This is a genomic window from Spirosoma flavus, assembly GCF_054778555.1.
On the sequence record NZ_BAAGZL010000001.1, the window covers coordinates 802,542 to 827,720 of the forward strand.

At 47.7% G+C, this 25,179-nt stretch carries 20 protein-coding genes; 10 read left to right on the plus strand and 10 right to left on the minus strand.

The window, feature by feature from the left end:
- Nucleotides 1-2: 2 nt before the first annotated feature.
- The 3 genes from ACYVF1_RS03140 to ACYVF1_RS03150 all read left to right on the plus strand — a co-directional run bounded on the left by ACYVF1_RS03140 (nt 3) and on the right by ACYVF1_RS03150 (nt 3,516).
- The gene (locus ACYVF1_RS03140; protein WP_461075520.1) at nt 3-1,655 is read left to right on the plus strand and encodes a M1 family metallopeptidase; all 1,653 of its coding nucleotides are present in this window, start codon (nt 3-5) and stop codon (nt 1,653-1,655) included.
- A 128-nt stretch (nt 1,656-1,783) separates the two neighbouring features.
- Nucleotides 1,784-2,905, plus strand: a complete 1,122-nt coding sequence (locus ACYVF1_RS03145) for an AAA family ATPase (RefSeq protein WP_461075522.1) — start codon at nt 1,784-1,786, stop codon at nt 2,903-2,905.
- Entirely contained in the window at nt 2,902-3,516 is a 615-nt protein-coding gene (locus ACYVF1_RS03150) for a hypothetical protein (protein ID WP_461075524.1), read from the plus strand. Before ACYVF1_RS03145 ends, ACYVF1_RS03150 begins: the two co-directional genes overlap by 4 nt.
- A gap of 57 nt (nt 3,517-3,573) precedes the next feature.
- Here ACYVF1_RS03150 and ACYVF1_RS03155 read toward each other — a convergent pair whose 3' ends face one another.
- Nucleotides 3,574-3,969, minus strand: a complete 396-nt coding sequence (locus ACYVF1_RS03155; protein ID WP_461075526.1) for a hypothetical protein — start codon at nt 3,967-3,969, stop codon at nt 3,574-3,576.
- A gap of 311 nt (nt 3,970-4,280) precedes the next feature.
- Here ACYVF1_RS03155 and ACYVF1_RS03160 point away from each other — a divergent pair, with 311 nt between their 5' ends.
- Complete coding sequence (locus ACYVF1_RS03160) at nt 4,281-5,672, plus strand: cystathionine beta-synthase (protein ID WP_461075528.1); 1,392 nt, start codon at nt 4,281-4,283, stop codon at nt 5,670-5,672.
- A gap of 52 nt (nt 5,673-5,724) precedes the next feature.
- On the opposite strand, the gene rsgA is transcribed toward ACYVF1_RS03160, so the two are convergent.
- Together rsgA and ACYVF1_RS03170 are read right to left on the minus strand one after the other, a co-directional pair.
- Complete coding sequence (gene rsgA, locus ACYVF1_RS03165) at nt 5,725-6,651, minus strand: ribosome small subunit-dependent GTPase A (RefSeq protein WP_461075530.1); 927 nt, start codon at nt 6,649-6,651, stop codon at nt 5,725-5,727.
- Between the two features lie 97 nt (nt 6,652-6,748).
- Nucleotides 6,749-7,996, minus strand: a complete 1,248-nt coding sequence (locus tag ACYVF1_RS03170; RefSeq protein ID WP_461075532.1) for a 3-deoxy-D-manno-octulosonic acid transferase — start codon at nt 7,994-7,996, stop codon at nt 6,749-6,751.
- Between the two features lie 59 nt (nt 7,997-8,055).
- Here ACYVF1_RS03170 and ACYVF1_RS03175 point away from each other — a divergent pair, with 59 nt between their 5' ends.
- On the plus strand, nt 8,056-8,364 hold the full coding sequence (locus ACYVF1_RS03175; RefSeq protein WP_461075534.1) for a phosphoribosylpyrophosphate synthetase: 309 nt from the start codon (nt 8,056-8,058) through the stop codon (nt 8,362-8,364).
- 55 nt (nt 8,365-8,419) lie between these two features.
- The gene (gene ytxJ / locus ACYVF1_RS03180) at nt 8,420-8,749 is read left to right on the plus strand and encodes a bacillithiol system redox-active protein YtxJ (protein ID WP_461075536.1); all 330 of its coding nucleotides are present in this window, start codon (nt 8,420-8,422) and stop codon (nt 8,747-8,749) included.
- A gap of 72 nt (nt 8,750-8,821) precedes the next feature.
- Here ytxJ and folB read toward each other — a convergent pair whose 3' ends face one another.
- The 3 genes from folB to ACYVF1_RS03195 all read right to left on the minus strand — a co-directional run bounded on the left by folB (nt 8,822) and on the right by ACYVF1_RS03195 (nt 11,185).
- Complete coding sequence (folB, locus tag ACYVF1_RS03185) at nt 8,822-9,172, minus strand: dihydroneopterin aldolase (RefSeq protein ID WP_461075538.1); 351 nt, start codon at nt 9,170-9,172, stop codon at nt 8,822-8,824.
- A 58-nt stretch (nt 9,173-9,230) separates the two neighbouring features.
- The gene (locus ACYVF1_RS03190) at nt 9,231-10,163 is read right to left on the minus strand and encodes a DivIVA domain-containing protein (protein ID WP_461075540.1); all 933 of its coding nucleotides are present in this window, start codon (nt 10,161-10,163) and stop codon (nt 9,231-9,233) included.
- A 119-nt stretch (nt 10,164-10,282) separates the two neighbouring features.
- Nucleotides 10,283-11,185 carry a WD40 repeat domain-containing protein gene (locus tag ACYVF1_RS03195; RefSeq protein ID WP_461075542.1) on the minus strand — a complete coding sequence of 301 codons (903 nt, stop codon included), beginning with the start codon at nt 11,183-11,185 and terminating at the stop codon, nt 10,283-10,285.
- A gap of 76 nt (nt 11,186-11,261) precedes the next feature.
- On the opposite strand from ACYVF1_RS03195, the gene ACYVF1_RS03200 reads away from it, so the two are divergent.
- Nucleotides 11,262-11,888, plus strand: a complete 627-nt coding sequence (locus ACYVF1_RS03200) for a 4'-phosphopantetheinyl transferase family protein (RefSeq protein ID WP_461075544.1) — start codon at nt 11,262-11,264, stop codon at nt 11,886-11,888.
- Between the two features lie 109 nt (nt 11,889-11,997).
- Here the strand turns inward: ACYVF1_RS03200 and pyk are convergent, their stop codons facing one another.
- A complete protein-coding gene (gene pyk / locus ACYVF1_RS03205) occupies nt 11,998-13,434 on the minus strand; it encodes a pyruvate kinase (RefSeq protein ID WP_461075546.1) in 1,437 nt (478 codons plus the stop codon).
- Nucleotides 13,435-13,864: 430 nt separating this feature from the next.
- Nucleotides 13,865-16,390, minus strand: coding sequence for a replication restart helicase PriA (gene priA / locus ACYVF1_RS03210; RefSeq protein ID WP_461075548.1), 2,526 nt, complete (start codon nt 16,388-16,390; stop codon nt 13,865-13,867).
- A 617-nt stretch (nt 16,391-17,007) separates the two neighbouring features.
- Between priA and ACYVF1_RS03215 the strand changes: the two genes are divergently transcribed.
- Together ACYVF1_RS03215 and ACYVF1_RS03220 are read left to right on the plus strand one after the other, a co-directional pair.
- Nucleotides 17,008-20,238, plus strand: a complete 3,231-nt coding sequence (locus ACYVF1_RS03215; protein ID WP_461075550.1) for an SdrD B-like domain-containing protein — start codon at nt 17,008-17,010, stop codon at nt 20,236-20,238.
- Nucleotides 20,239-20,528: 290 nt separating this feature from the next.
- Nucleotides 20,529-21,533: a YpdA family putative bacillithiol disulfide reductase gene (locus ACYVF1_RS03220; RefSeq protein ID WP_461075552.1), complete on the plus strand. Its 1,005-nt coding sequence runs from the start codon at nt 20,529-20,531 to the stop codon at nt 21,531-21,533.
- Nucleotides 21,534-21,579: 46 nt separating this feature from the next.
- Here the strand turns inward: ACYVF1_RS03220 and ACYVF1_RS03225 are convergent, their stop codons facing one another.
- Together ACYVF1_RS03225 and ACYVF1_RS03230 are read right to left on the minus strand one after the other, a co-directional pair.
- Nucleotides 21,580-22,509, minus strand: a complete 930-nt coding sequence (locus ACYVF1_RS03225) for an RraA family protein (RefSeq protein WP_461075554.1) — start codon at nt 22,507-22,509, stop codon at nt 21,580-21,582.
- A 142-nt stretch (nt 22,510-22,651) separates the two neighbouring features.
- Nucleotides 22,652-23,614, minus strand: coding sequence for an RraA family protein (locus tag ACYVF1_RS03230; protein ID WP_461075556.1), 963 nt, complete (start codon nt 23,612-23,614; stop codon nt 22,652-22,654).
- Nucleotides 23,615-23,730: 116 nt separating this feature from the next.
- Here ACYVF1_RS03230 and ACYVF1_RS03235 point away from each other — a divergent pair, with 116 nt between their 5' ends.
- On the plus strand, nt 23,731-25,164 hold the full coding sequence (locus tag ACYVF1_RS03235) for a mandelate racemase/muconate lactonizing enzyme family protein (RefSeq protein WP_461075558.1): 1,434 nt from the start codon (nt 23,731-23,733) through the stop codon (nt 25,162-25,164).
- Nucleotides 25,165-25,179 lie beyond the last annotated feature (15 nt).

Here is a 25,179-nt window from a genome sequence, read left to right on the forward strand (position 1 = left end):
AAATGAAGAAAACCAACCAGTCACTTTTAGGAGTAGTATTTCTTTTCATAACAACGTTTGCCTGCGGGCAACAAACCAGTTATACGGCCCGATTTACTCAACCGGGCGTCGATGTGCAGCATTATGGATTCTCGCTGACACTGAGCGATTCAACTAACCAGATTAAGGGCGAAACCACCATCCGATTCATGCGCGCCGACGACCGGCAAACCGTCTGGTTCGATCTCATCGGTGGCAAAGCCGATACAGTTGCCACAGGGATGAAGGTACGTAGCGTTGCACTGGCCGATGGCAAAACTGCGCCGTTCAGCCAACGTAACAACCGAGTGTTTATCAATCTCCCAGCCGCGCCAAATCAGGCAACCGAACTGGTGATACGTTATGATGGAATTCCTGAAAAGGGATTGATTATCAGTAAGAACAAGTTTGGTGAGCGAACCTTTTTCGGTGATAACTGGCCCAATAATGCCCGGAATTACCTGCCTGTAGTTGATCACCCGTCTGATAAGGCAACCTGCTCGTTTACGGTTAATGCACCCGCTACGTATCGTGTCATCGCGAACGGTAAATTTCTGGGTGAGAGCCCGTTGCCTAACGGACGTAAACTGACGCGCTGGCAGGAAAATACGCCGATTCCGACCAAAGTGATGGTGATTGGTGCGGCCAAATTTGCCGTTGAAGAAGTTGGCGCTGTGAGTGGAGTTCCTGTACAAAGCTGGCTTTACCCGAGAGACAGCCAGAAAGGTTTCATTGATTACCGGCCCGCCAAAGAAATTCTTCAATACTTCATCGATAAAATTGGTCCCTATTCCTACGAGAAACTGGCGAACGTGGAATCGACCACAATTTTCGGAGGAATGGAAAATGCGAGTTGCATTTTCTACAATGAGAAAGTAATTGTTGGCCACAAAGATTCGGACGTAGAAGCCTTGCTGGCCCACGAAATTGCGCATCAATGGTTTGGTAACTCAGCTACTGAAGCCGACTGGTCGCAGCTGTGGCTGAGCGAAGGGTTTGCTACATATTTCTCGGCCCTTTACCTCGAACACGCCTACGGCAAAGACACACTCAACGCCGTTCTGAACCAGAATAAAGGCCAGATTTTTCGTTACTCGGCGCTGAAACCAAAAGGCACTATTATTGACTCGACGGCCAACGATCTGATGGATTTGCTGAATCCCAATTCCTACCAGAAAGGCGGTTGGGTACTGCACATGTTACGTCATGAACTTGGCGACGATACGTTCTGGAAAGGTATTCGGGCCTATTACGAGAAATTCCGCAACCGCAACGCGCAAAGCAGCGATCTACAGGCGGTTATGGAAAGCACTTCGGGCAAGAAACTAGGGCAGTTCTTCAAGCAATGGCTCTATCAGCCCGGCTATCCTGAAATTGTTTGGGGCACGAATTACGACGAAGCGAAAAAAGCCTTAATCATCGACGTTCGGCAGGCGCAGCGAACAGGTGCGTTTTTTGCAGTCCCGCTCACGTTCAGCATCCGCGACGCACGAGGTCGTGAGCTCAGTCGTACCGCCCGCCTGAACATGACTGAACAAAACCAGACGTTCACTGTGCCGATGGCTACCAAACCAGCCGCCGTCGCCATCGACCCCGACAATACCGTACTGATGCGCGCCGTACAAATGGGAAAGTAAATCCCTAACTTAAAGGCCCAAACAGCCTCTGGCCGTTTGAGTCGCAAAGCGACTAATAGAGTCTCATATTCTGATAGTTCATCAAACAGCATCTTGCTGTTTGATACATAATTCAAAAATACCTCGTCATGCTCAAGCGCGTTTCCATCCAGAACTTCAAGAGCCTAAAAGACGTAACGCTCGACCTTCAAAAAGTCAATTTACTCATCGGCCCGAACAACTCCGGTAAGACGAATTTTTTAAAAGCGCTTGAATTCTTTGAGTTTGGAGTCTTGCAAGATGATGTTGCTGCTGAAAGATTGGCACGCAGTTTTCGATTTAAAAGATCCGCAGATTCACTAGGAATTAATCTTACTTTTCAAAAAGGTATTGAAGAATTAACATTTCATCGAGGGTTTGACTTTTCTAAGAATACAGATGTAAAATCATCACAGTCAACTACCAGAGAAGGACTTTTAATAGCAGTAAACGATCAAGGGTACCCTGATGTAATGTATTTACGAAGGCAACTTGATTTTCTGAAAATTTATCGACCTGATCCAAATATCCTTACCAAACCTGGCCCTGTTGGAGATATTAATTCTGAATATGTCACAGCAAATGCTTCTAATCTGGAAGGGTTTTTAGATTTAATGCTTGGTAAATTTAGAAAAACAATATTTTATCAAATAGAATCAGATTTACAGAAATGCATTTCTGAATTCGGTGAAATCATTTTAGAAGGTGTAGGGGTGACGGAAGAACTTACAAAGCTTTACGATGCGAAGTACCGTAACTTCTCTTTTAAAAAACTTGGATTAAAGGACATCAGACAAGATATAATTTATTGGGCCGACGAACTCTCAGAAGGCACTCTCTACTTCCTTGCCCTCCTCTGCATCATTAACCAACCAAATCCTCCTAAACTTTTACTTTTAGAGGAACCTGAAAAAGGGATTCACCCGCGCCGTATTTGGGAGGTGATGAAATTTATATTTCAGTTAGCAGAAGAAAAGGACATTCAGATTATTATGACTACGCACAATGAACACGTTGTAAACGCTTTTTCATCAATGCCAGAATCTGTATTTGTCTTTGATAAAAATAATGAGACTGGCGCTACCGAAGTTAGAAATCTTCAAAAGGATATTATCGAGCCAGGTGATCGGAAAAGCGAAGAGCTAGGTTTAGATAAAATTGATCTTACATCTAATCTTGGTGAATATTGGATGTATGGTTTAATAGGGGGCGTACCAAGTGATGTACAATGAACAGAACCAAGCGGCTGGATTATACATTAATTGCTGAAGGCTATGCTGAATATGGATTTATCCCAGCGTATTTACGGTTAGTTGCTGAAAAATATAGTGTTCAAGCAGTACCTAGCAGTCTAGGCTTTAAGAGGCAAATTGCAGGTAAATCAAAGGTGCTTAAGGAAGCAGAAATTATTACTATAACTGCCATTCAAAGAGATCATCCGCTTATTATAGTAGGAATTGACTTAGATGCTGCTGATCACGACCCAGAACAGCCTAAACATGCGAACGAGTGTCAACAAGTGATTAAGGCCCTAGGTAAAACGTATAAGAAATACGGAGATCGAATTATCTATTTTGTCACTGTCCAAGCTATTGAGCAATGGCTTACTTATCAGGCTTACAAAGTTGGCTTAGCTGAAAAAGCTAATTCAAATAGTTTGGAGAGCAAGACTCAAGATGAATTGAAGAAAATACTATATGGTACCAAAGATAACGGGCCTAATATGGATCGAATCGCTCAAAATATCGCTGAAAACGGAGATTTTGATGAGCTTGCTAAACAATCTCGAAGTTTCGCCCATTTTCACAAAAGGATAACTGAATTTCTAGCCAATTACCAATAAAAATCAAAAAGCCAAAGCTTCACAGCCGTGGCTTTTCTTGTCAAAAGTAACTTTTGTTTAGTTCAACGTAATGGTGCGGGCGGCTGTTTGAGCTGGCTTGGTCGATAACGTAACAGGATGTACCGTTACGTCGCTACCCGATACGATTTCTACCTGGTACGTTCCATCTTCAAGCTCAGCCATATCGAATTTGAAATGGAAATTGCCTTGTTTTTTGCTGATCGATTGTTTTGCCAGCATGTCGCCATTTTTATCTTTTAAAAAGACGATCAGCGCTTTACCGGGTTCGCGCTCCACAAACACGTTCAGTTTGGAAGGTGATGCCGATGGGAAAACGGCAGCTTTGTACGACTCGGTCGTAGCGGTTGGATTGGCAGTTGGTTTGGCCGGAGCGGCAAACGTAGCGGTGCTTATTAAGACAGCAGCGATGAGAGATTTGGCAAATGTGTTCATGTGTTTTATGTATTTGTTGTTGTTTGATGTCTCAAAGGTATGGCGGTAAAAATCGGTTGTGAACCGAGATTGGTACAGACTGTCAGAAAAGCGTCTTGAATGGTGAAAATTCGGTGTCAAAGTGTTTTTATGCTTTATTGCTACGCTGATCGAAAATTCTATTTTTCGCCTAAAAGCCTGGTAACAAGGTTATTTGTCTGTCCGACGTAATGCCTGAAATAGAAGAAGCGTAACGGTGATTTAAACGAAGCCCTTGATTCAGACGTTAATTCTGGTACAAAACCATCGACGAACGCTAACTACGTAGCCATATGAATTTCTACAATTCCATCATCGACACGATTGGCAATACGCCCCTTGTCAAACTAAACAAAGTGACGAAAGGCATACCCGGAACGATTCTGGCGAAAGTCGAATATTTCAACCCCGGCAATTCGGTAAAAGATCGAATCGCGATTCGGATGATTGAAGACGCCGAAGCGAAAGGTATCATTAAGCCCGGTGGCACGATCATCGAAGGTACCAGCGGCAATACCGGAATGGGATTGGCATTAGCCGCCATTGGGAAAGGCTACAAATGCATTTTCACGATGGCCGACAAACAGTCGAAGGAGAAGATTGATATTCTCCGGGCAGTTGGTGCTGAAGTAATCGTTTGTCCAACCAACGTAGCGCCCGACGATCCGCGTTCGTATTATTCGGTTGCTAAAAAACTCAACCGTGATATTCCCAATTCGCTGTACCCGAATCAATACGATAACCTGTCAAATACAGCCGCTCATTACGAAACTACTGGCCCCGAAATCTGGCGCGATACCGATGGCAAAATCACGCACTTCGCGGCTGGCGTCGGCACGGGCGGAACCATCTGCGGTACGTCGAAATTCCTGAAAGAGCAGAATCCGAACGTAGTATCGATTGGTCTTGATACGTATGGATCGGTGTTTAAAAAGTATAAGGAGACGGGGATCTTCGATGAAGGCGAAATTTACCCGTACATGACCGAAGGCATCGGTGAAGATATTCTGCCGCAGAACGTCGATTTTAGTATGATCGACCATTTTGTGAAAGTGACTGACAAAGATGCGGCCATTATGGCTCGTCGGCTATCTCGCGAAGAAGGATTATTTGTGGGCTGGTCGTGCGGAACGGCTGTGCATGGCGCGCTGGAGTGGGCGCGTGAACACTTGACCGATAGCGACGTAATGGTAATCCTGCTTCCCGATCACGGCACGCGCTACCTCGCCAAAATCTATAACGATACGTGGATGAAAGACCATGGTTTTCTGGAAGACCGCGCCTTTAAAACCGCTCGCGACATCATTCATCATAAGAATGGCAACGGCGCTAGTCGGCAATCTTCCTTAACGACGGTAGGCGCTGATGTATCGGTCAGTCAGGCGATTCATGTGCTGAACCGGTACGGCATTTCGCAGATTCCGGTTACCGATGCAGACGGGCATATTGTCGGTAGTCTGACTGATTCGACCATTTTGACTAAATTGATTGAAGATCCATCCATAAAAGAACACCATGTCAGCGACGTAATGGATAAACCCTTCAAGTTTGTTGGTCTGGATAATACCATCGACGCTCTCTCTTCACTCATTGATCGTGACAACAAAGCACTGCTCGTCCGCGACGAGAAAGAACAGGTTCATATCATTACGCAGGCTGATTTGTTGAGTGCAATGACGAGTTAATAAAACCTGGTGTGATGTCCTGGCGGTCCGGCGACATCACACCAGGATAAAATCATCTTCGGTTATCGCTGCCTTCCATCATGCTCAGGTAGCTCATGTAGCGGCTTTCGGCAATGTCGCCTTCGGCAACGGCGTCTTTGATGGCGCAGCCGGGTTCGTTAATATGCAGACAGTTATGAAAGCGACACTCGTTTAACCGGTCGCGCATTTCGGGGAAGTAGTGGCTGATTTCTTCTTTCTCCGTGTCAATCAGGCCTAATTCTTTAATTCCCGGCGTATCGATAATGAACGTATCTGGGGCCAGCTCAAACATCTCGGCAAACGTAGTGGTATGAACCCCTTTGTTCGCAAAGGTCGATACTTCGTTGGTACGTAGATTAAGTTCCGGCGAAATGGCATTCACCAGCGACGATTTTCCAACGCCCGAATGGCCAGACAACAGCGTAACTTTATGGTCAAGCAGTTGCCGGAACGTATCAACGCCCTCACCCTCAATTGCCGACGTAGCCAGACACGTATAACCGATACGTTCATACATGTCCATAATTTCCTGCTGATACGCCAGTCCTTCGTCGTTCAGAATATCGGTTTTGTTAAAAACAACCGCCGTTGGAATCCGGAATGACTCTGCCGAAACTAGAAACCGGTCGATGAAACCAAGCGAAGTACGAGGGAGTGTCAACGTAGCAAGCAGCACCGCCTGATCGAGGTTGGCCGCCAGAATATGACCGTGCGCCGTTTTATGGACTGACTGCCGGATGATGTAATTCTCGCGCGGGGCAATGTCGTTGATAACCGCCGTGTTTTCAATTTTGTCTTCAACCTCAAAAGCTACCTTATCACCAACGGCAATTGGATTGGTAACTTTCATTCCCATTATTTTGAATTTGCCCTTTAATCGTCCCTGATAGATATGACCGTCCGTGTCACGAATATCGTACCAGGAGCCTGTTGAGCGTATGACTAAACCGTTGTACAATTTTGAAAGAGTGAAAGTGTGAAAAGATTCAAAGAGCGAAAGAGTGAAAGAGTGCCGCAACGGATGTTGAGTACCATCCGACAGCCTGCTTTTTCGCTCATTCACTCATTCGCTCTTCGATTACCTGCATAACCTTCTCGGTCGCGCCAATGTTCCGCAGAACGTAGTGGCGACTGATGCGAGCAGCTTCTGATGGATTTGCATACTGCTTCTCGAAGGTAGCCTGAAACTCAGACGTATCGTGAACCGAAAAGGCGGCTCCTTCTCTAATTAAATCAACCGCTTCCTGAAATTTGACATAGTTTGGGCCGAAAAACAGGGGCATACCGAACGTAGCGGCTTCCAGAATGTTATGTAGTCCTTTGCCAAACGCACCGCCAATATGAGCAAATTCGCCGTATTGATACAGCGACGAAAGCATACCAATATTGTCAATAAACAATACGTCGGCGGTCGGTGCATCTGTTACGTTGGTCTGCGAAAAACGTATTGACTTTTTCGTTAATTGAGATTGCCAGCGTTCAATTTCATCGTCGTGAATTTCGTGGGGGGCAATGATAACTTTCAACGGTTTGTCGAACTGGTTGATAAAAGGAATCAGAACAGCCATGTCGGCCTGCCACGCGCTCCCTACAATCAGCAATGGTGTTTCGTTCTTGAACGTCTTTGCTAGCGGAATATCTTTTTTGGTAGACGCTACCTGTGCTACCCGGTCGAAGCGCGTATCGCCTGCGAGTGTTACGTTAGTGATGCCAATGGAAGCCAGCAAATCGACAGATTCCTGATTCTGCACCAGAATGTGGTCGAAATAAGTCAGTAGACTTTTGTAGAATTGCGAAATCGGACCGAGTGCCCGGAAAAAAATTTGGTTTGGTCGGAAGATCGCTGAGAATGAAATGACGGGAACATTATGTTTTTTCAACTCATGCAGGTAGTTGTACCAGAATTCATACTTGATGAAAAAAGCCATTTTAGGCTTCACCAGCTGAATAAACTGACTAGCGTTGGCTGATGTATCAGCGGGTAAGTATATAATATAATCGGCACCAGCGTAGTTTTTTCGCACCTCGTAACCGGAGGGCGAGAAAAACGTAAGCAGAATTTTGTAGTTGGGATATTGTTCCCGAAAGGCTTCCATGACGGGTCGTCCCTGCTCAAATTCGCCTAGAGAGGCCGCATGAAACCAGACAATTGGAGCCGTATTTCCGACCAGGAGAGCACGTAACGTTGACTGCCAGTCGCGCCGACCAGTTACCCACTGCTGCGCTTTCTGGTTGAAGGGTGATGCCAGTTGCAGCAGCCCCTGATAAGCAGCAATCCCGGCATTATAGAATCCTGAAAACAAGCGAATATGTGATTAGTTATATTGACAAAGCTACGAACTCACTACCAAATCCTCCATTCATGCAAACGTACGATACGTTAACCGAAGCACTTGAAGGGCTCCGCAAGCAGGGCTTCACCCGTGATTACAATCTGAAAGAAACCTGTCTGAAATGCCAACAGGATGATATTGAACTGAACCCGAGCGATTTCGATATTGTCGATACGTATCGATTCGAAGGGATGACCGATCCCGGCGATGAAACAGTTCTCTACGCTATTGAAGCCAAAGATGGGCAACGTGGTACGTTAGTGGACGCTTACGGGCCGTATTCAGAAGCTATCTCGCCCGAAATGGCTGAGAAGCTACGGATTCGTCAGAACGAATGATGAACTTTTCAAACGAAAAATCTGCTTTACTACCAACAGAATAGTTGTTAAAGCAATGAATTGGCATAAGTTAACAAACGATACCCAACTCGACATTATCAAAGAAGAATCGGCGCAGCAGCCCATCCTGATTTTCAAGCATAGCACCAGCTGCTCGATTAGTGCGATGGCGCTTAGCCGGATGGAACGTAACTGGAACGACCAGCTCGGCGTGAAGCCTTATTACCTTGATTTATTGGCTAATCGGAAGGCTTCGAACAACGTAGCGAATGAATTTGGCGTTCATCACGAATCTCCTCAGGTGCTTCTGATACGTAACGGCGAGTGCATTTATGATGCCTCGCATATGTCCATTTCATTTGCCGGTTTGCAGCAGGCAGTTTAAGAGAATCAGCCGATAGTAGTTGGTCAATAGTTGCTGGAAATCGACATTGGCGGCTATTGACTAACCACTAGTTTACTCCTTCAGCGTAATTCTCGCGCGGTGGCAAACGCCCCCAATGGGCGGATTGAATTTTGATACGCTGACTTCAACACTCTGAAGGTCAGTATATTTTGTGCGGATTTCCTGGATGATCTGGTGCGCTACGTGTTCGAGTAAACGGGCGGGCTTCTTCATGACAGTCGCCGTAATTCGGTACAAATCTTCATAATTGACCGTAGCACTGAGTCGGTCACGCCGGGCGGCTTCCGAGAAATCGGCCGTGACGACAATATCTACAGAGTATTTGTTACCGATTTTTTGCTCCTCGTCATAAAAGCCATGATAGGAGAAAAATTCAAGCCCTTCTAATGCAATTGTTCCCATACGAGACCATTGCTACGTCGGCCTGATACGTGTCGTTAGCTAACGTAGCAATTGTAAGTTATATCTGGTCGAAAAAAGACCCTCCTTTTTTCGGTTGTCCTTCGGGTTCGGAGTTGTTGACTTCGGCTAGTACCGATTCAGGTGCGTTTTGCTCAGTGGATGATTCTGCATCAGCAGTCGGTTCCTGCATAGCCTGTGACTGAGGTTGTTCCTCCTGCGATTGCTCAGTAGCATCGTCAAGTTTCTCAACGAGAACTTCATCGACTGGAATAGCTTCGGGAATCGAGGCTTCACGTTCGATCAGCGGAGGTAGATCAGCGACGGGGTTCGCCTGAGCTTCTGGTGTTTCGGAGTCAGACGACGTTTCGGCAGGGTTTGATTTGGGCGATTTGGCTGCTTTTTCGTTTTCGGCCTTGATTTCTTCGTTAATTTGCCCCGTTACTTCTTCGATTTTGCCTTTCAGATTTTGCCGCGCAAATTTCTTTTCAAATCGTTCTACACTGTCGACCGCATTGCCAGCCAAGGTGCGAATCTGAGTCGCTAGATTATCTTTATAGCCTTCCAGCGCTTTAAAATCATGCTCAAGCGATTTTAGATCATTAATAATATTATCCTTTAAATAACGAGCCTGATTTTCAGCGTCTTGAACAAGTAATGCGGCCTTTTTACGCGCTTCGGCGAGAACTTCGTCGGCTTTTTGCTGAGCGTCGGCTAATTTTTGCTCACCGGCTCTGTTAGCTTGTTCGGTGATCTGGGCGCTCGTATCTTCAGCTGATTTGAGCGTACGAAACAGCGTCATTTCTACTTCTTTCAGCTTGTTTAGCTCTTTTTCGGCCAGTTCAAGCTGCATTTTCAGCATCTTTTGTTCACCGGTTACGCGTTCCCATTCCTGCGATAATGAAATCAGGAAAGCGTCAACGTCTTCTGGCTTATAACCGCGCAACGCCTTCTCAAATGTGTGCTGCCGGATTTCGATGGGCGTAATTTTCATTAGTGCGCTTCAGGGTTTGGTTTTAGAGCTATTCTGCTCGAATAAGGTGAAGTAACGTCCATATTACGGATTTTACAACAAATAGCCAGAAAATTGAGCGATTGTCGTATGAGTCGAAATTAGTTTATCAATTTCCATACCGAAATTGTCCGGTCGTCGCTGGCCGATAGGAGCTGTTCGGGTTGCCCAGTCCAAAGTAATTTGTTGACCGACGTACCATGTCCGGCGTGCCGTGCCCTGTCGACAACTTTCAATAAACGATACGTTTCGGCATCCCATATCTTAATGGATTTATCCATACTGGCTGTCGCAAACAACTTTCCATCACCGCTGAAAGACAGATGATTAATAGCAAACATGTGAGCCACTACGTCCTGCCGTAATATGTAGTTGTGCTCTACGTCCCAGACCTTCAGATGCGCATCACGACCGGCGGAGAGCAGGTAGCGAAAATCAGGCGAATAACTTATCGTAAATACAGAATTGGTATGCGCTGATAGTGTTCGTTTCAAGTCGTAGGTCTCTAAATCGAAAATGCGTATTGTATTGTCGCTATAGCCCACTGCAAACTCACGCTCCACGGGGTTGATCGCAATGGAGCGGGCTGACTGACTCGATGCTTTTAAGTGTTTGCGAACCACTAACTGGCCGACATCGACGATGGCAAGAACACCATCGGCTAAGGCTATGAATGCGTCGTTTTTATACAGTTTTATATCGAAAATGGCGGCTGTCGTTAGCTTTATGGAGTTTATTTCCCGTTTCTGAATTGGGTCTACTACGTGAATGCCTTCGTAATTCTGACCAATCCATAACAGCCCCGTATCAGGCTGGAACGCTAGCGCATATACGGACGCCGGTACGCTGGCTACCAGCTCACCCATATCGGGCCGGTTCAGGTTCCAGCGAACAACCTGACCGTCACCCCCTGCTGAAAAGAATTGATCGGCCGAAGGACCTCGCTCCAGGCTGTACACGCAATCGCGGTGGCCGCCAAACGTATCGATTTTTTCTACGATCACTCGAAAATTGGAGTTAGTTGAAGCTCAAAGGTCGCGAAACCTTTCATTTTGTCCAGCTACTTCCGACTTTTGATTTGTGACTTTTCAATTAGACATTCATACCGACTGTATCGCTACGCTTCGGGCCATTACCGAGGATGAAACGACGCTACGTTCTCAGTTGCCGCTAACAATTCTGGAAGAAGAAGAACTAGCTTCCATTACTCATCCTGCGCAACGTATCGAGTGGCTGGCGTGCCGGCTGGCGATTCAGCAGTTAGTGCAGGCGCAGGGGCTGAATTATGCAGGATTGCAGAAAGATGAATACGGAAAACCGCACTTGATTGGCTCGCCCTGGCATATTTCGCTGTCGCACACGGGCGGATGGGCTGCTGCAGTAGTGCACCGGTCGAGGCCGGTTGGTATTGATATTGAACCGATTCGCGAGCAGTTTAAACGAGTTGTGCCACGCGTTTTGTCGGAAAGTGAAATAGCGGATGCTCAGGGCGATCCTAACCGTTTGGCGGTGTATTGGTGCGCAAAAGAGGCTCTCTATAAATTGTATGGAAAGCGTCATCTCACGTTTCGGGAGCATCTGCACGTAGAGCCTTTTGCCGATGGAGCCGAGAAACTCGTCGGCCATGTACGTCTGCCAGAACACGCTGAACAATTGCAAATCAATTGTTTCCGTATCGGGCCGGGACTGCTGGCGGTAGCGTATTAATGAAAGGCCCCGACAGCCTCCCGGCTGTTGGAGACGCGATAGCGGCTAATTGGGTAGCTACTACGTATCTAAAATTCCGACAGCCAGAGCCTGTCGGGGCCTACTGACTCTAATCTACCATACTCAGTTTCACCGTGTTTGTCCGGCGCGACTGCGTCAGCGGCATACTGAGCGTATTGATGAAAATATCACCAGATTCCAGTTTACCCTGACCCACCAGCGTCTGTTTAATGCCTTCAACAGTTTGATCGACTGTCAGGTTAAGGTCTGGCTCATAAGGCATCACTTGTACACCCCAATACAAACCCAACGTGTTACGTAGCTGTGGGTCGTTCGAAAAGACATATAAATCGGCTTTCGGGCGATGGTGCGAAATACGTACTGCCGTGTAGCCCGAGTTGGTAATACCAATAATCGCCTTTGCTTTCGTGTCACGCGCTAAACGACAGGCACTCATCACTACGTTGTCGTTCAGTACGTTCTGGCTTGGCTCTTCGTTGACGTGGGCGTGATAGCGATAATAAATTTTATCGGTGGTGGCTTCTACCTGTCGGATGGTATTGGCCATGCTTTCAACCGCCAAAATCGGGTATTTACCCGAAGCAGTTTCGGCGCTGAGCATCACGGCGTCGGCTCCATCCATTACCGAATTGGCAATATCATTGATTTCGGCGCGGGTTGGGCGGGGAGCGTCGATCATACTTTCCAGCATTTGTGTCGCCACAATAACCGGCTTGGCAGCTTTGTTGCACTTCTCAACCAGCATTTTCTGAATCATCGGCACTTCTTCGGCGGGTAACTCTACACCCAGGTCACCACGAGCCACCATGAGTCCGTCGGTGGCTGCAATAATCGAGTCGATATTCTGAATAGCCTCGGGTTTTTCGATTTTGGCTACCACCCGGCTTTTCTTTCCTTTCGACTTGATATATTCCTTGATTTCGATGATTTCGGACGCTTCCCGAACAAACGACAGCGCAATCCATTCCACATCATGCTCAAGCCCAAATTCCAGATCGGTCCAGTCTTTTTCGGTAACGGCTGGCATCGAAACCTTCGTATTTGGCAAGTTTACGCCCTTTTTCGATTTCATCGGTCCGCCGTAAACAACTTCAGTAACTACGTCGGTGCCTTCGGTACGTAGCACGCGTACTTCCAGCTTTCCATCGTCCATCAGAATACGTTCGCCCTGGTGAACGTCTTTGTACATATCCTTGTAGGGCGTACTGACACGTTCGGCCGTTCCTAAAATATCTTCGTTGGTAAAGACCAGCTCCTGACCGGGAACAATCATAACGCCATCTTTATTTTCGACGTTGCCAATGCGGATTTTGGGACCTTGCAAATCCTGTAATACGCATAGGTTCAGGTTGTATTCCTCATTCAGTTCGCGAATACGCGTAAGCCGCATGAGGTGGTCTTCGTGAGTACCGTGAGAGAAGTTGAGCCGGAAGACGTTCACACCGGCTTTGGCAAGTGCCAGCAACTGTTCTTTCGTTTCGGAAGCCGGTCCAATCGTGGCAACAATCTTGGTTTTCTTTGACATGAGGGGCAGAAAAAATTGGGCAAAACGGGCACAAAGCCGGTGCAAAAATAACCGGATGGTCTTATAAACAGTGGAGTTTACGGAAATTTTACGGGAAGAGTAGATTGAAGGCGCTTACCAAATCGTCGTGACCAAATTAAATTCTGTACATTCTGCAAAATACTACGTGTTATATTTCAGATCATGCAACAGGTCGCTAACTCTTTAGAGGCTAATCGTCTCCCTTGAAGATACCTTGCACTCCTGGACATCCCAACTGACGTTTCGCTTCTTCTGGAGTATCGAAAGTTTCATTTAACAATGTTACAATTACTGAAGCCGTGTCGTTTTTTACAGGTAATTATTCTGGATGAAGAATTGGTCCATTTTGTAGTTTCCGATTACTGTCGCCAACATGCGAATGTCTTTTTTTACTACTAGTGCAAAAAAATCACAAACAGTCCACATCGGCCACGATGCTAACCTGGCGCAGACCTTTGTCGGTCAGGATATCGTTGATACGTTCCTGAATATAACTCTTGACGGCTTTTACGTTCATTTTGTCTCGTTCAATTTTGATCAAAATATCGAACAGAAACTGATTTCGTATGCGCTCAACCAGCGGTTCTTCCGGGCCAAGTACGCGGCTGCTTCCCAGCGCATCAGTGAGTTCGTCGGCTAGTCGTTGGGCGGCTTTGCTGCTGGTGATTTTGTCGGCGTGACGTACCGTTAGTTTAATCAATCGCGAAAAAGGCGGATAATTGAAATCCTGACGTTCCTGAATTTCTTCTTCGTATAACCCTTTGTAGTCGTTCGTAATGATTTTTTGCAGAATCGGCTGCTGCGGATTATTCGTCTGGATAAGCACCGTTCCCTGTCGACCAGCGCGACGACCCGCCCGACCACTTACCTGCGTGAGCATCTGGAACGCTCGTTCAGTAGCCCGGAAATCCGGGAAATGAATCAGTCGATCCGCATCGAAAATACCGACCAGACTTACATTGTCGAAATCTAAGCCTTTGGTAATCATTTGGGTACCTACCAGAATATCGACTTGGCCGCTCTCAAATTCCTGAATAATTTGCTGGTAGGCATTTTTGGCACGAGTCGTATCCAGATCCATACGTAGCACCCGCGATCCCGGAAAGAAAATCTGTAGCTGGTCTTCCAGTTTTTCTGTTCCGAAGCCAATGGTACGCACTTTGGTAGAACCGCAGGCCGGGCAGGTACGTGGTACGGGGTCTTTGTGGCCGCAATAATGGCACCGTAGTTCGGCATCGCGCTGGTGATACGTCAGGCTGACGGCACAGTTGTTGCATTCGGCGGTCCAGTCGCAGTCTTCGCACTGCATATAGGGTGAGTAGCCACGCCGGTTTTGAAACAGAATACTTTGCTCTTTACGCTCCATATTCATTTCCAGCGCTGTATAAAGCACCGACGAAAACTCATGTTTCATGGTTTTCTGCCGTTTTTCCTGCTGCGTATTGACCAGCAGGATATTGGGCAACGTAGCATCGCCAAACCGCTGGAACAATTCAACTAACCCGTATCGTCCCTGTTTGGCCTGGTAATACGTTTCGAGCGAGGGCGTAGCCGACCCGAGCAGCACTTTGGCCTGTTGCCAATGGGCTAGCATCATCGCTACGTCGCGGGCATGATAGCGGGGAGCAGGATCGTGTTGTTTGTAGCTGGTTTCATGTTCTTCGTCAACAATAATTAGTCCCAGATTGTCGAAAGGTAAAAACACCGATGACCGAACGCCCACTACAAACTGGTACTGCCCCGACACAACGCCTTTCCAGACTTCTACCCGTTCGTTATCGGAAAATTTGGAGTGGTAAATCCCCATTTTATCGCCAAAAACGCGTTGCAGACGTACCACAATCTGAGCCGTCAGCGCGATTTCGGGAAGCAAATAGAGCACCTGCGTACCACCGCCCAGCGCCTGCTGGATGAGGTCAATGTAGACTTCGGTTTTACCACTACCCGTGATGCCGTGCAGCAGTACGATGTTCTGCTGCTCAAACTGAGCCATGATTTTCTCCGAAGCCGCGCGCTGGTAATCAGTTAGTTTGATTTCAGCCTGGGGTGACAGCGTATTGGCAAAGCGCGGCTGGATAACTTCGAACGTCTCGAAAACGCCGTTTTTGATAAGCGTCGTTAGCGACGATTGCGAAATCTCGTCGTCCTGATTCAGAACCGTTTTGTCGAGACCTTTCTGATTCAGCGACGGATTCATCTGCATCGGTACGTGCCGTAGGTAGCGCATGACCACTTCCTGTTGTTTCGGTAGTTTTTCGAGCCGATTCAGCAATACCAGCAGTTGTTCCCGTTCCTCGTAATTGGCATGCATCCGAACCTTACGTACCATTTTGGGAATGTACTTTTCGCGCACTTCCTCAAAAACAATAACCGCTTTTTTACCCACCAGCGACTTGATGAGCGCCGGTACGTTGCTCCCTTCGCCCGCCAGCCGGCCCAGTTCTTCGTACGACAAAGCCGGGTGCTTTTTCAACTCTGTCAGCAAGGCTTCTTCAAACTCCGTCAGGAGTTCAGGATAATCGAAATCGGGGTTATACTGCACTTTCGACTGGCTCGAAATTTTGAGCCCCGATGGTAGTGCTACGTTCATCACCTCGCCCACGCAGCACATGTAATATTCAGCCATCCAGCGGAACAACTCAAGCTGATAACCAGTCACTAACGGATACTCATCGAGTACTTCGCTGATGTATCGGGCCTGATACGCTGTGGGCGGAGAGTTATGTAACCGGGCCACAATGGCGGTCATAACACGACCATTGTTTTTTCCGAACGGAACAATGACACGAGCGCCAATTTTAACCAGCTCAGCCATTCCCCTCGGAACCCGGTACGTGAACAAACGGGGCACTGGAATAGGAAGAATCAAATCGGCGAAGAACGTTACTTCGTCGCTATCGAATGTTGCAAACAACGTATTGAGTTGATCTTCCACGATTTATTAAGTGTCTTTGATACGTATGTAAAACAGGCTTGTTTATCTCTTCCAGCAAGCTTTCTGTTTAGTAGAAATAAGTCCGGCCGATACGTTTGCAACGAATGCGAATTGACCAATCGGACGTATTACCGTGCGCAGCCGTATCTACAAAGCTACACATTGAAGGGCACTCTGAAAAAAGACATTTATCTTCTGTTGCCTATTAACCAAAGCTCGTAAGAAATGAATCTGAGCTGCTCAAAAAAAGTGTTCTGGCATCAATTTTGACGCCCCAGGCCATTTTGTTGTAATGAAATATGAGGCAAATTTCATGTGAACGCGAAGAATCACATTGGTTCTAACAGTGACTTATGACGGCTGAATAAGTGTATAAAAAAGGCGATAAGTATACAGGTAGTGACCCAAAAACCGGTCAGGGTGATATGGTGATATTCTGGTTAATCTGGCAGAGATTTTGTTGAACTGAACACCATTCAGCATTCTATTTATGGACTTACACGCATTTAAAAGCGAATAGTGAAGACTATTTGTAGATAAATAGTGCTTTCTGTGAATAAAATTCTGCCCCGTAACGCCAGAATCAACAACTGTACTTACACCTAAAACAACCTGTAATGAAGCAACACTACTTATTACTTACGTTCTGGAAAAAGAGGCTTTTTTTCTCTTTCATTTTGATCTTTTGCACATCACTGGCCGTACAGGCGCAGATTAGCGGGCATGTGTTCCGAGACTTTGATATGAACGGCGTGCGCTCCGATACGCTGCCCATTGAACCAGGAATTTCAGGCGTTACGGTTCGAGCTTTTGTCGACTTGAGTAAAACGCCTGTACTGACTACAACAGATAATACAGGGACTTATTCATTCTCAAGCGCCGATGTGCCCGCCAGTAAATCTGTACGTATCGAATTCACCAATCTGCCAACCGGAAATTACAATGGACCCTATGGAAATAACAGTGGCACAAGTGTTCAGTTTGTAAATTCTCCGGCCAGTAACATTAACGTTGGTATAAATTACCCTTCTGATTATTGTCAGCCTTCTGGCGTCGATATAGCTATACCTATCTACGTTAATGGTAATACACTCATAACGACCGATGAAAATGGTAATCCAGTCCCGGAAGACAGACAATCGGCCAAGAGTAACACGCTCATTCGTGTATCTTACAACGCGTCTGGCGTTGCCAGATCCGATAATTTTCCGTTCAATAGTCTGGCAACCGGTCAGCAGACAGGCGCTACCTGGGGGTTAGCTTATCAGCGTCGGACAAAGAAACTATATACCAGTGCGGTCATAAAACGGCATATGAGTTTTGGGCCGTTAGGTTCGGGCGGAATTTATGTTACTGATATTGCGTCTGGTACAACCACTAATTTTATCGACCTAAAAACGATCGGTATTGATACCGGCGACGACCCGCATAGTGGATTGTTTGGGGATAAAACGCAGGCAAGCATCGATGCCGGACCCATGATTGCTATGGGACGCATGAGTATTGGCGGAATGGATGTATCGGAGGATGATAAGACCTTGTATCTCGTCAATTTAAAAGACCGGAAACTATACGGAATTTTCATTGATTCGCCCGCGCGAACGCCAACCGCGGCCGATGTTAAATCCTGGGCTATACCCGATCCTGGTTGTTCGAATGGTGATTTCCGGCCTTGGGCCGTGAAGTTTTATCACGGTAAGATTTATGTTGGGGTTATTTGCTCAGCCGAAACCTCGCAGCAACAAGCTGATTTAAAAGCGACTATCTATCGTTTCGATCCAGCAGCGGCAACTCCGGCCTTCGAAGAGATTTTAGCCTTTCCGCTCGATTTTCGGCGTGGCCCAGCCGATGGGACATTTGATCCACTGGATCCCAACCGGTCCTGCACGAAATACGATCACTGGCTTCCCTGGACAAATGCGTGGCCCGAAACCTGCGGATTAGGTCAGAATCCGACTTTTGTGATGTTTCCGCAACCTATTCTAAGCAGCTTTTCGTTTGACGACGATGGGTCTATGCTGATCGGATTCCTGGATCGCTTTGGGCACCTGGCTGGTTTAGTGAACCATGATCCGCAAGGTCAGGGATTTTACAACGGTTTTACGGGCGGTGATCTGTTACGTGCCTATATCCACAACGGCGAATATGTGCTGGAAAGCAATGGGATAGCCGGCGATCGGACGGGAAGTGGCGTTGCGAATAATGAAGGGCCGGGTGGAGGAGAGTTCTATGGACATGACGATTGGATTTTCCTTCGACGTATTGCCCATTCCGAAGTGACAAACGGCGCTACAGTCGTTATTCCGGGCTATAATGAAGTTGTTACGTCGGCTTACGACCCACTCGATAATGTTTATCAATCGGCTGGTTTAAAAGTATTTAGCAACAAGGATGGTAGTAAAAATCGTAATTACGTCATTTATACCCAGCAGCCGGGCTCGTTCGGAAAAGCTTCTGGCCTTGGCGATACCAAAGCTCTGTGCGACCCCGCGCCCGTACAAATTGGAAACCGGATCTGGTTTGACGATAACCGTGACGGAATTCAGGATGCCTATGAGCCCGGTGTTGACGGTATTGTACTGACGCTGCACGATATGGAAAACGCTGGTGCACAGGTTGGTACGCAAACCACTCACGACGGAGGGCAGTATTACTTCAATAACAAGACGGTTCCGGAGGGTATCAAGTTTGGGCATAAATACGAAGTACGTATGGATACCACCCAGCTACCCCTCTTGGATATTACGCTCAATGGCACCAAACCCATTCCGCAGGCGGTGGGTAGCCCGCCGGGAGGCCGGCGGGCGGCTGGAATGCAACGTCATTATTCGATTTCACCGAAAGATCGGACTGATTTCGCTGAGGGTGACATGAGGGATTCGGACGCCAGATTAGTGGGCAACTCTGCCGTGATTGCGCTGACGACAATGGATGCTGGTCAGAACGATTTTACCTACGACTTATCGATGTATTCCTGCCCGGAGCTTACGTCTGAGAAAGATACGATTCGTGTTTGTCCGGGAGTACGTATTGATTCAATTTCAGCCATGGGCAATCACCTGAGCCGGATTGATTCAATTCGATTTGTGGCATTCAGCAGCCCGCAGTCGGGTACGGCTATGTATGGTAGCGGAGGAACCGTGCTGGGTACTGTGAAACCCGATCCGAATAACAGGGCCGTGCTGCCTAATCCAGCCATCAATGTGTCGAATGGGAGGAACCAATACGTTTACGCCATTATTTTCCCAACGCCGGAAAATCCAGCCTGCCGCCAGACCGACGAAACCGTCGTTGAGCAAAGGCCCCCTGTAACGTTGATTGCCAAAAGTGATAAAATTAGCTGCACACAATTATACACGACGCTGCAAAGCGATTTTCGCTACGTAGATGGCTCACCTGTGTCTTCCGCAAAATATAGCTGGACTGGACCTGCTAGTTTGACCAGCGATCAGCAGTCATTGTTAACATCCATCGTAGGAGTATACAGTGTTACGGCTACGAATCTCGACTGCCCAAGCCAAACTGCAACGGCGCAGCTGACAGTGGTGGCCGACACCGTAAAACCATCACTAATTGCGTATGGCGCTTATAAACTCTGCCGAAACTGTAGTGCCCGTTTGTATGCCGAATCGCCTGGTGCTACGTTGTACTGGATGGGGCCCAACGGATTTACCAGCACGGAAGCTGAGCCATTAGTCAGCGTAGTAGGCATCTACACCGTAACAGCGACAGGCGCTAATGGATGTCCCATATCTGCATCGGTTGAATTCTCACTGCCCGTTACGGCCCCTCCCGACCCTTGTGTGCCACAGTGTTTACCGATAACTATATCCAGACTCAGACGATAAGCGGAGATCAACCTGTCGTAGCAACGAATACGTATCACGAAAAAGCTCGGAGACAACTCAGCTACTGGGTTTGATCCGGGCTTTTTTAGCGAACATGAAGTTCTTATCGGTCGCAGAGACAGGAATCTTTGTTGATACGTATTCGTTGTCTTTAAAGATGATTTTCCTCGATTCGAGATACGTAATTGAATTATAGAGTGATTACCGTAGACTTGAAGTTAGTTAATGGTTTGATAACTATTTAGCTGAATCTTTTGTAGTCTACACTAGTCATTTGTTAGCCCAGAACGATGCAGGTATTTGACGTAATTATTGTAGGGGGCGGCCCCTGTGGACTGGCGGCTGGTATTGAAGCAACTAAAGCTGGCCTGAGCCATTTGATTCTTGAAAAGGGCAGCCTGACCGAATCCATTCGGGAATACCCTCGGCGGATGCGGTTCTTCTCGACCGCCGAGAATATTGAAATCGGTGGACTGCCGTTTCCAATCTCAGGTGTAAAAGCCAGCCGCGACGAAGCGCTTCAGTATTACCGAAAAGCGGCTGCCTACTATAATCTGAATTTCAAGCTGTTTCAGGAAGTTCAGGAAGTAAAAAAGGAGAATGAACTGTTCACCGTTTCTACTACGTCCGGCGATACGTATCAGGCGCGGAAAGTGATTATGGCAACGGGCTATTTTACCCATCCTCGCTGGCTCAATATTCCGGGTGAAAACCTGCCGCACGTATCACACTACTACGACGAGCCGTTCAAATATTCCTTTACCAACGTAGTGCTTATTGGCGCGTCGAACTCGGCGGTTGAAGCGGCTCTGGAATTGTATCGGCACGACGTGAACATCACGGTTGTACACCGGGGCGAAGATTTTCGGAGTACGGTCAAATACTGGCTGGTTCCTGATGTGAAAAACCGGGTGAAAGAGGGTAAAATCAAAACGATGTTCGACTCGTGCGTGACGCAGATTGACGAACGTAACGTAACGGTTTCCAATTTGAAAACGGGCGAAGAAATCCAGCTCCCCGCCGATTTTGTCTTTATCCTGACAGGCTACATTCCCGACGCCGATTTGCTACGTCGCTGCGGTATTGAGCTTGATTCTGAATCGCAGGTGCCGGTTTTTGACAAGGAAACCTTTGAAACGAATATTCCCGGTCTCTACGTCTGTGGAACGGTGCTGGCTGGTATTCACACCGAAAAAGTATTCATTGAAAACGGTCGCGAGCACGCCCAGGCCATCATCGATCACATCGCTGGCCGTGAAGTGCATAAAGTAGCCGAGTTGATTGACCGGATTTAGAAAACTCGGTCTGGGCCAAGCCGGAACGGTTTAGCCCAGACCGTGCTTACCACGTTCGCTTACTCATCACTTTATCCAGTTCAGCGCGCGTCATGGTGCCCAGTTCGGGGTGTTGGGTGAGCCATTTCAGGAATTCGGTTTTGATTTCGTCGGTCCACTGGCTGTCGATTTGGCCGGTGGTGTACCGACCTGATTTCACCGCTTCGAAACCAAACTGATCTTTACGGGTCACGAATTCACAGGTAGTTATAACCTGTTCGGCCATGTGCGCGGGTACGAATAATACGCCTTCCCGCTGCGCAATCACCAGATCGCCTGGGAGCACAATGGCACCGCCGATGCGAATAGGAGAGTTGAGGCCCATTAACACCATTTCTTCGATAAACGATGGGTGAAAATCGCGCACGAAGGCGTTGAATCCTTTGATATTCTGCAATTCCTGCAAATCTCTGGCGGCTCCGTTGAAGACGACGCCATTGCCAGTTTTGCTGAAAATAGCATTGCCCAACGTAGCGCCCATTAACGTACCGCCCCCAATTTTTCCATACGCGTCTGCTACGTATACATCGCCTTTGGTCAGCGTTTCGATGGGCCAGGCGTTGGTATTGCCTTTACGTCCCTGCTTGGTGGTGCCTCGTTCTTTGATGGCTTTCTCGACATCAGGGCGGCTGGGCATAAACATCGCCGTAACGGCCCGGCCAACCACCGCTACGTCGTTTTGAATGAGTTTCCAGCCGCCTTCAAACTGGTTGGTGTAACCCTCGTTTTTCAGTACCGTCCAGGCATCATCCAGCCCGATGTTTTTAGCCCGTTCGAGCAGATTATCTGGGATTTTGGGCCGCCCATCCGGGAAGCGTTCGCCCTTCCATTCGGCAGTCAGAAAGGTCAATTCTTCTTTCGGTAAGGTCTGAGCAAATGAAGCGGTAATGCTTCCAAAAACAAGAAGAGACGCTACGTAGGTAATTCGAAATTTCATTGTGAGAGATTTGTCAGTTTTCTGAACCAGGATTTAGCGGATTTAAGGATTTTCAGGATTTTGTTTTTCGCTTCTTCGAAGCGCATAGTCAAATAGCAAAATCCTGAAAATCCTTAAATCCGCTAAATCCCGGTTCAGACAATTAATGTCCTTCTTTCGCTAGGTAAGCGTCTATGTCTTTTTGGGTGATAGCCAGCTTTTTTGGGTATTTGCCGACCCAGGCCCGAAATTCATCTTTGATTTTCGAAGACCAGTCGCCGTGGATTTCGCCGGATGGGTATTTGCCCTGTTGCAGCAATACGCGCTCGAATTCATCACGTAACGCCGTCATTTCCGAAGCTGAAACCAGCCCTTCAACCAGATGCGCCGGAATAAATACAACCCCGTACTCATTAGCAAACACTACGTCGCCGGGAAACACCGTCACCTCGCCGATGCGGATGGGTGCGTTTATAGACGTGGGCGTCATGTCTTTGATGTACGACGGGTCGTGGCCTTTCACCCAGGCGTTGAAGCCTTTCGTGTCTTTCAGTTCCTGCATATCGCGCACGGAGCCGTAGAAAATCACGCCTTTGCCCGTTTTGCCGTAAATCGCATTACCCAGGCTGGAGCCAATCAACGTACCGTCTTTAATTTTACCGTAGCCATCTGCTACGTAGATGTCGCCTTTGGTCAGAACATCGATGGGCCAGATGTTGATGCCGCCTTTTTGCGCCCGGCCTTCGGCTTTCCCCTGTTTCCGAACCAACGTATCGAGGTCGGGGCGGGTGGGCATGAATTGCGCCGTTACCACGCGACCGGTCATGGTTTCGCCGGGTTTCAGAATAACCCAGTTTTTCTCGACCTGATTCCGGTAGCCTTTATTGCCCAGATACCCCCAGATTTGCTCCAGCGTACAATTCTGGAGCCGTTCGAGCACGAGGTCGGGTACGTTCGGGCGACCATCGGGCAGGCGTTCGCCTTTCCAGCCTGAGGTTAGCGCTGTTACGTATTCAACGGAGGAGCCGATACGTTGCGCCTGGGCCGCCGGAACGGCTGAGAACGTAGTGACTATTCCAATTAATAAGCTATTTATGAGGGTTTTAGGTAATGATATTTTTTTCATGTTACAACGGAGGAAATGAGCTTGCTGTGGAGATAAAAGGCGAATCGATAAGTAAAATACTGCCATCATTTCATTTTATAGCTGAATACCCGAAAACCAAGACTAACTGTTTCAATATGAAAAATATCTTCGCCCGTTTAGCCGCTTCCGGTAATGGATCTGACCGCCGGAATTTCCTGCGGAATGCTGGACTAGGTGGCCTATCGCTGGGTTTAGCGTTCGAGAAAAAGCCGTTTGCCACCGAGCAGGAGCTTGAATTTATCACTCAGAAAGTGAGTCGTGATTCAAAACCAAACGAACTGAAAATCACCGATATGCGGGTGGCTGTTCTGCAGGGTGTTCCCTTCAGCAGCCCAATTATTCGCATCGATACGAATCAGGGACTTGTCGGCTGGGGCGAAGTGCGCGACGGAGCCAGCGCTAATTATGCGCTCATGCTCAAAAGCCGGATTCTGGGCAAAAACCCCTGTAACGTCGAGCAGATTTTTAAGGTAATAAAACAGTTTGGTAACCACAGCCGGGCTGCCGGTGGCGTGTGTGGCGTTGAAATGGCGCTCTGGGATTTGGCTGGTAAGGCATATAACGTACCGGCCTATCAGATGCTGGGCGGAAAATACCGCGATTTCGTCCGGTTGTATGCCGATACGCCCGAAGCCGATACGTATGAAGGCTTCGCCAAAAATATGCAGAAGCGTCGGGATCAGGGTTATTCGTTCCTCAAAATGGATTTCGGTATCGGAATGCTGGCCGATCAGCCGGGGATGCTGGTGAACGGCGGCAACTGGAGCGTAAAGCGGCAGTGGAGTGATAGCGAACCCGGTAAATTAGGTAACTATGCCAATACGAAACACCCGTTTACACGCATTCAGGTAACAAAAAAAGGGTTAGATCGATTGGTAGAGCACGTCGGTAAAGTGCGCGACATTGTTGGTTATGATACGCCCCTCGCGGCTGACCACTTTGGCCATTTCGACGTGAATACCGCCATTCAGATTGGCAAAGCGATGGAGCCTTTCCGGCTGGCGTGGCTCGAAGACCTCGTGCCCTGGTTCTACACCGATCAGTGGAAACAAATCACGGATGCTATCGAAACCCCGACGCTGACGGGTGAAGATATTTTCCTGAAAGAAGAATTCATCAAGCTTATCGACGCCAAAGCTATCGACATGATTCACCCCGATCTGGCTTCGTCGGGTGGTTTGCTGGAAACCAAGAAAATCGGTGATTACGCTGAAGAAAGAGGTATTCCAATGGCGATGCACTTTGCCGGTTCGCCAATTTGCATGATGGCGAACGTACACTGTGCGGCTGCTACCGAGAATTTTGTGGCTCTTGAACACCATGGCGTAGATGTTGCCGGTTGGGAAGACCTCGTTACCGGTATGAAACCAATTGTCGACAAAGGCTTCGTAAAAGTACCCGACAAACCCGGCCTGGGCGTTGAACTGAATGAAGAAGTAGCCAAAAAATTCCTCAGAAAAGGCGCTACGTGGTTTGCACCAACCGACACCTGGAACGCCAAAGATTCGGCTGATCGCGAGTGGAGTTAATCAGGAATAAATAAT

Coding starts and splice junctions, on each gene's coding strand:
- ACYVF1_RS03140 (WP_461075520.1), top strand. CDS start 3: ATGAAGAAAACCAACCAGTCACTTTTAGGAGTAGTATTTCTTTTCATA.
- ACYVF1_RS03145 (WP_461075522.1), top strand. CDS start 1,784: ATGCTCAAGCGCGTTTCCATCCAGAACTTCAAGAGCCTAAAAGACGTA.
- ACYVF1_RS03150 (WP_461075524.1), top strand. CDS start 2,902: ATGAACAGAACCAAGCGGCTGGATTATACATTAATTGCTGAAGGCTAT.
- ACYVF1_RS03155 (WP_461075526.1), bottom strand. CDS start 3,969: ATGAACACATTTGCCAAATCTCTCATCGCTGCTGTCTTAATAAGCACC.
- ACYVF1_RS03160 (WP_461075528.1), top strand. CDS start 4,281: ATGAATTTCTACAATTCCATCATCGACACGATTGGCAATACGCCCCTT.
- ACYVF1_RS03175 (WP_461075534.1), top strand. CDS start 8,056: ATGCAAACGTACGATACGTTAACCGAAGCACTTGAAGGGCTCCGCAAG.
- ytxJ (WP_461075536.1), top strand. CDS start 8,420: ATGAATTGGCATAAGTTAACAAACGATACCCAACTCGACATTATCAAA.
- folB (WP_461075538.1), bottom strand. CDS start 9,172: ATGGGAACAATTGCATTAGAAGGGCTTGAATTTTTCTCCTATCATGGC.
- ACYVF1_RS03190 (WP_461075540.1), bottom strand. CDS start 10,163: ATGAAAATTACGCCCATCGAAATCCGGCAGCACACATTTGAGAAGGCG.
- pyk (WP_461075546.1), bottom strand. CDS start 13,434: ATGTCAAAGAAAACCAAGATTGTTGCCACGATTGGACCGGCTTCCGAA.
- ACYVF1_RS03215 (WP_461075550.1), top strand. CDS start 17,008: ATGAAGCAACACTACTTATTACTTACGTTCTGGAAAAAGAGGCTTTTT.
- ACYVF1_RS03220 (WP_461075552.1), top strand. CDS start 20,529: ATGCAGGTATTTGACGTAATTATTGTAGGGGGCGGCCCCTGTGGACTG.
- ACYVF1_RS03225 (WP_461075554.1), bottom strand. CDS start 22,509: ATGAAATTTCGAATTACCTACGTAGCGTCTCTTCTTGTTTTTGGAAGC.
- ACYVF1_RS03230 (WP_461075556.1), bottom strand. CDS start 23,614: ATGAAAAAAATATCATTACCTAAAACCCTCATAAATAGCTTATTAATT.
- ACYVF1_RS03235 (WP_461075558.1), top strand. CDS start 23,731: ATGAAAAATATCTTCGCCCGTTTAGCCGCTTCCGGTAATGGATCTGAC.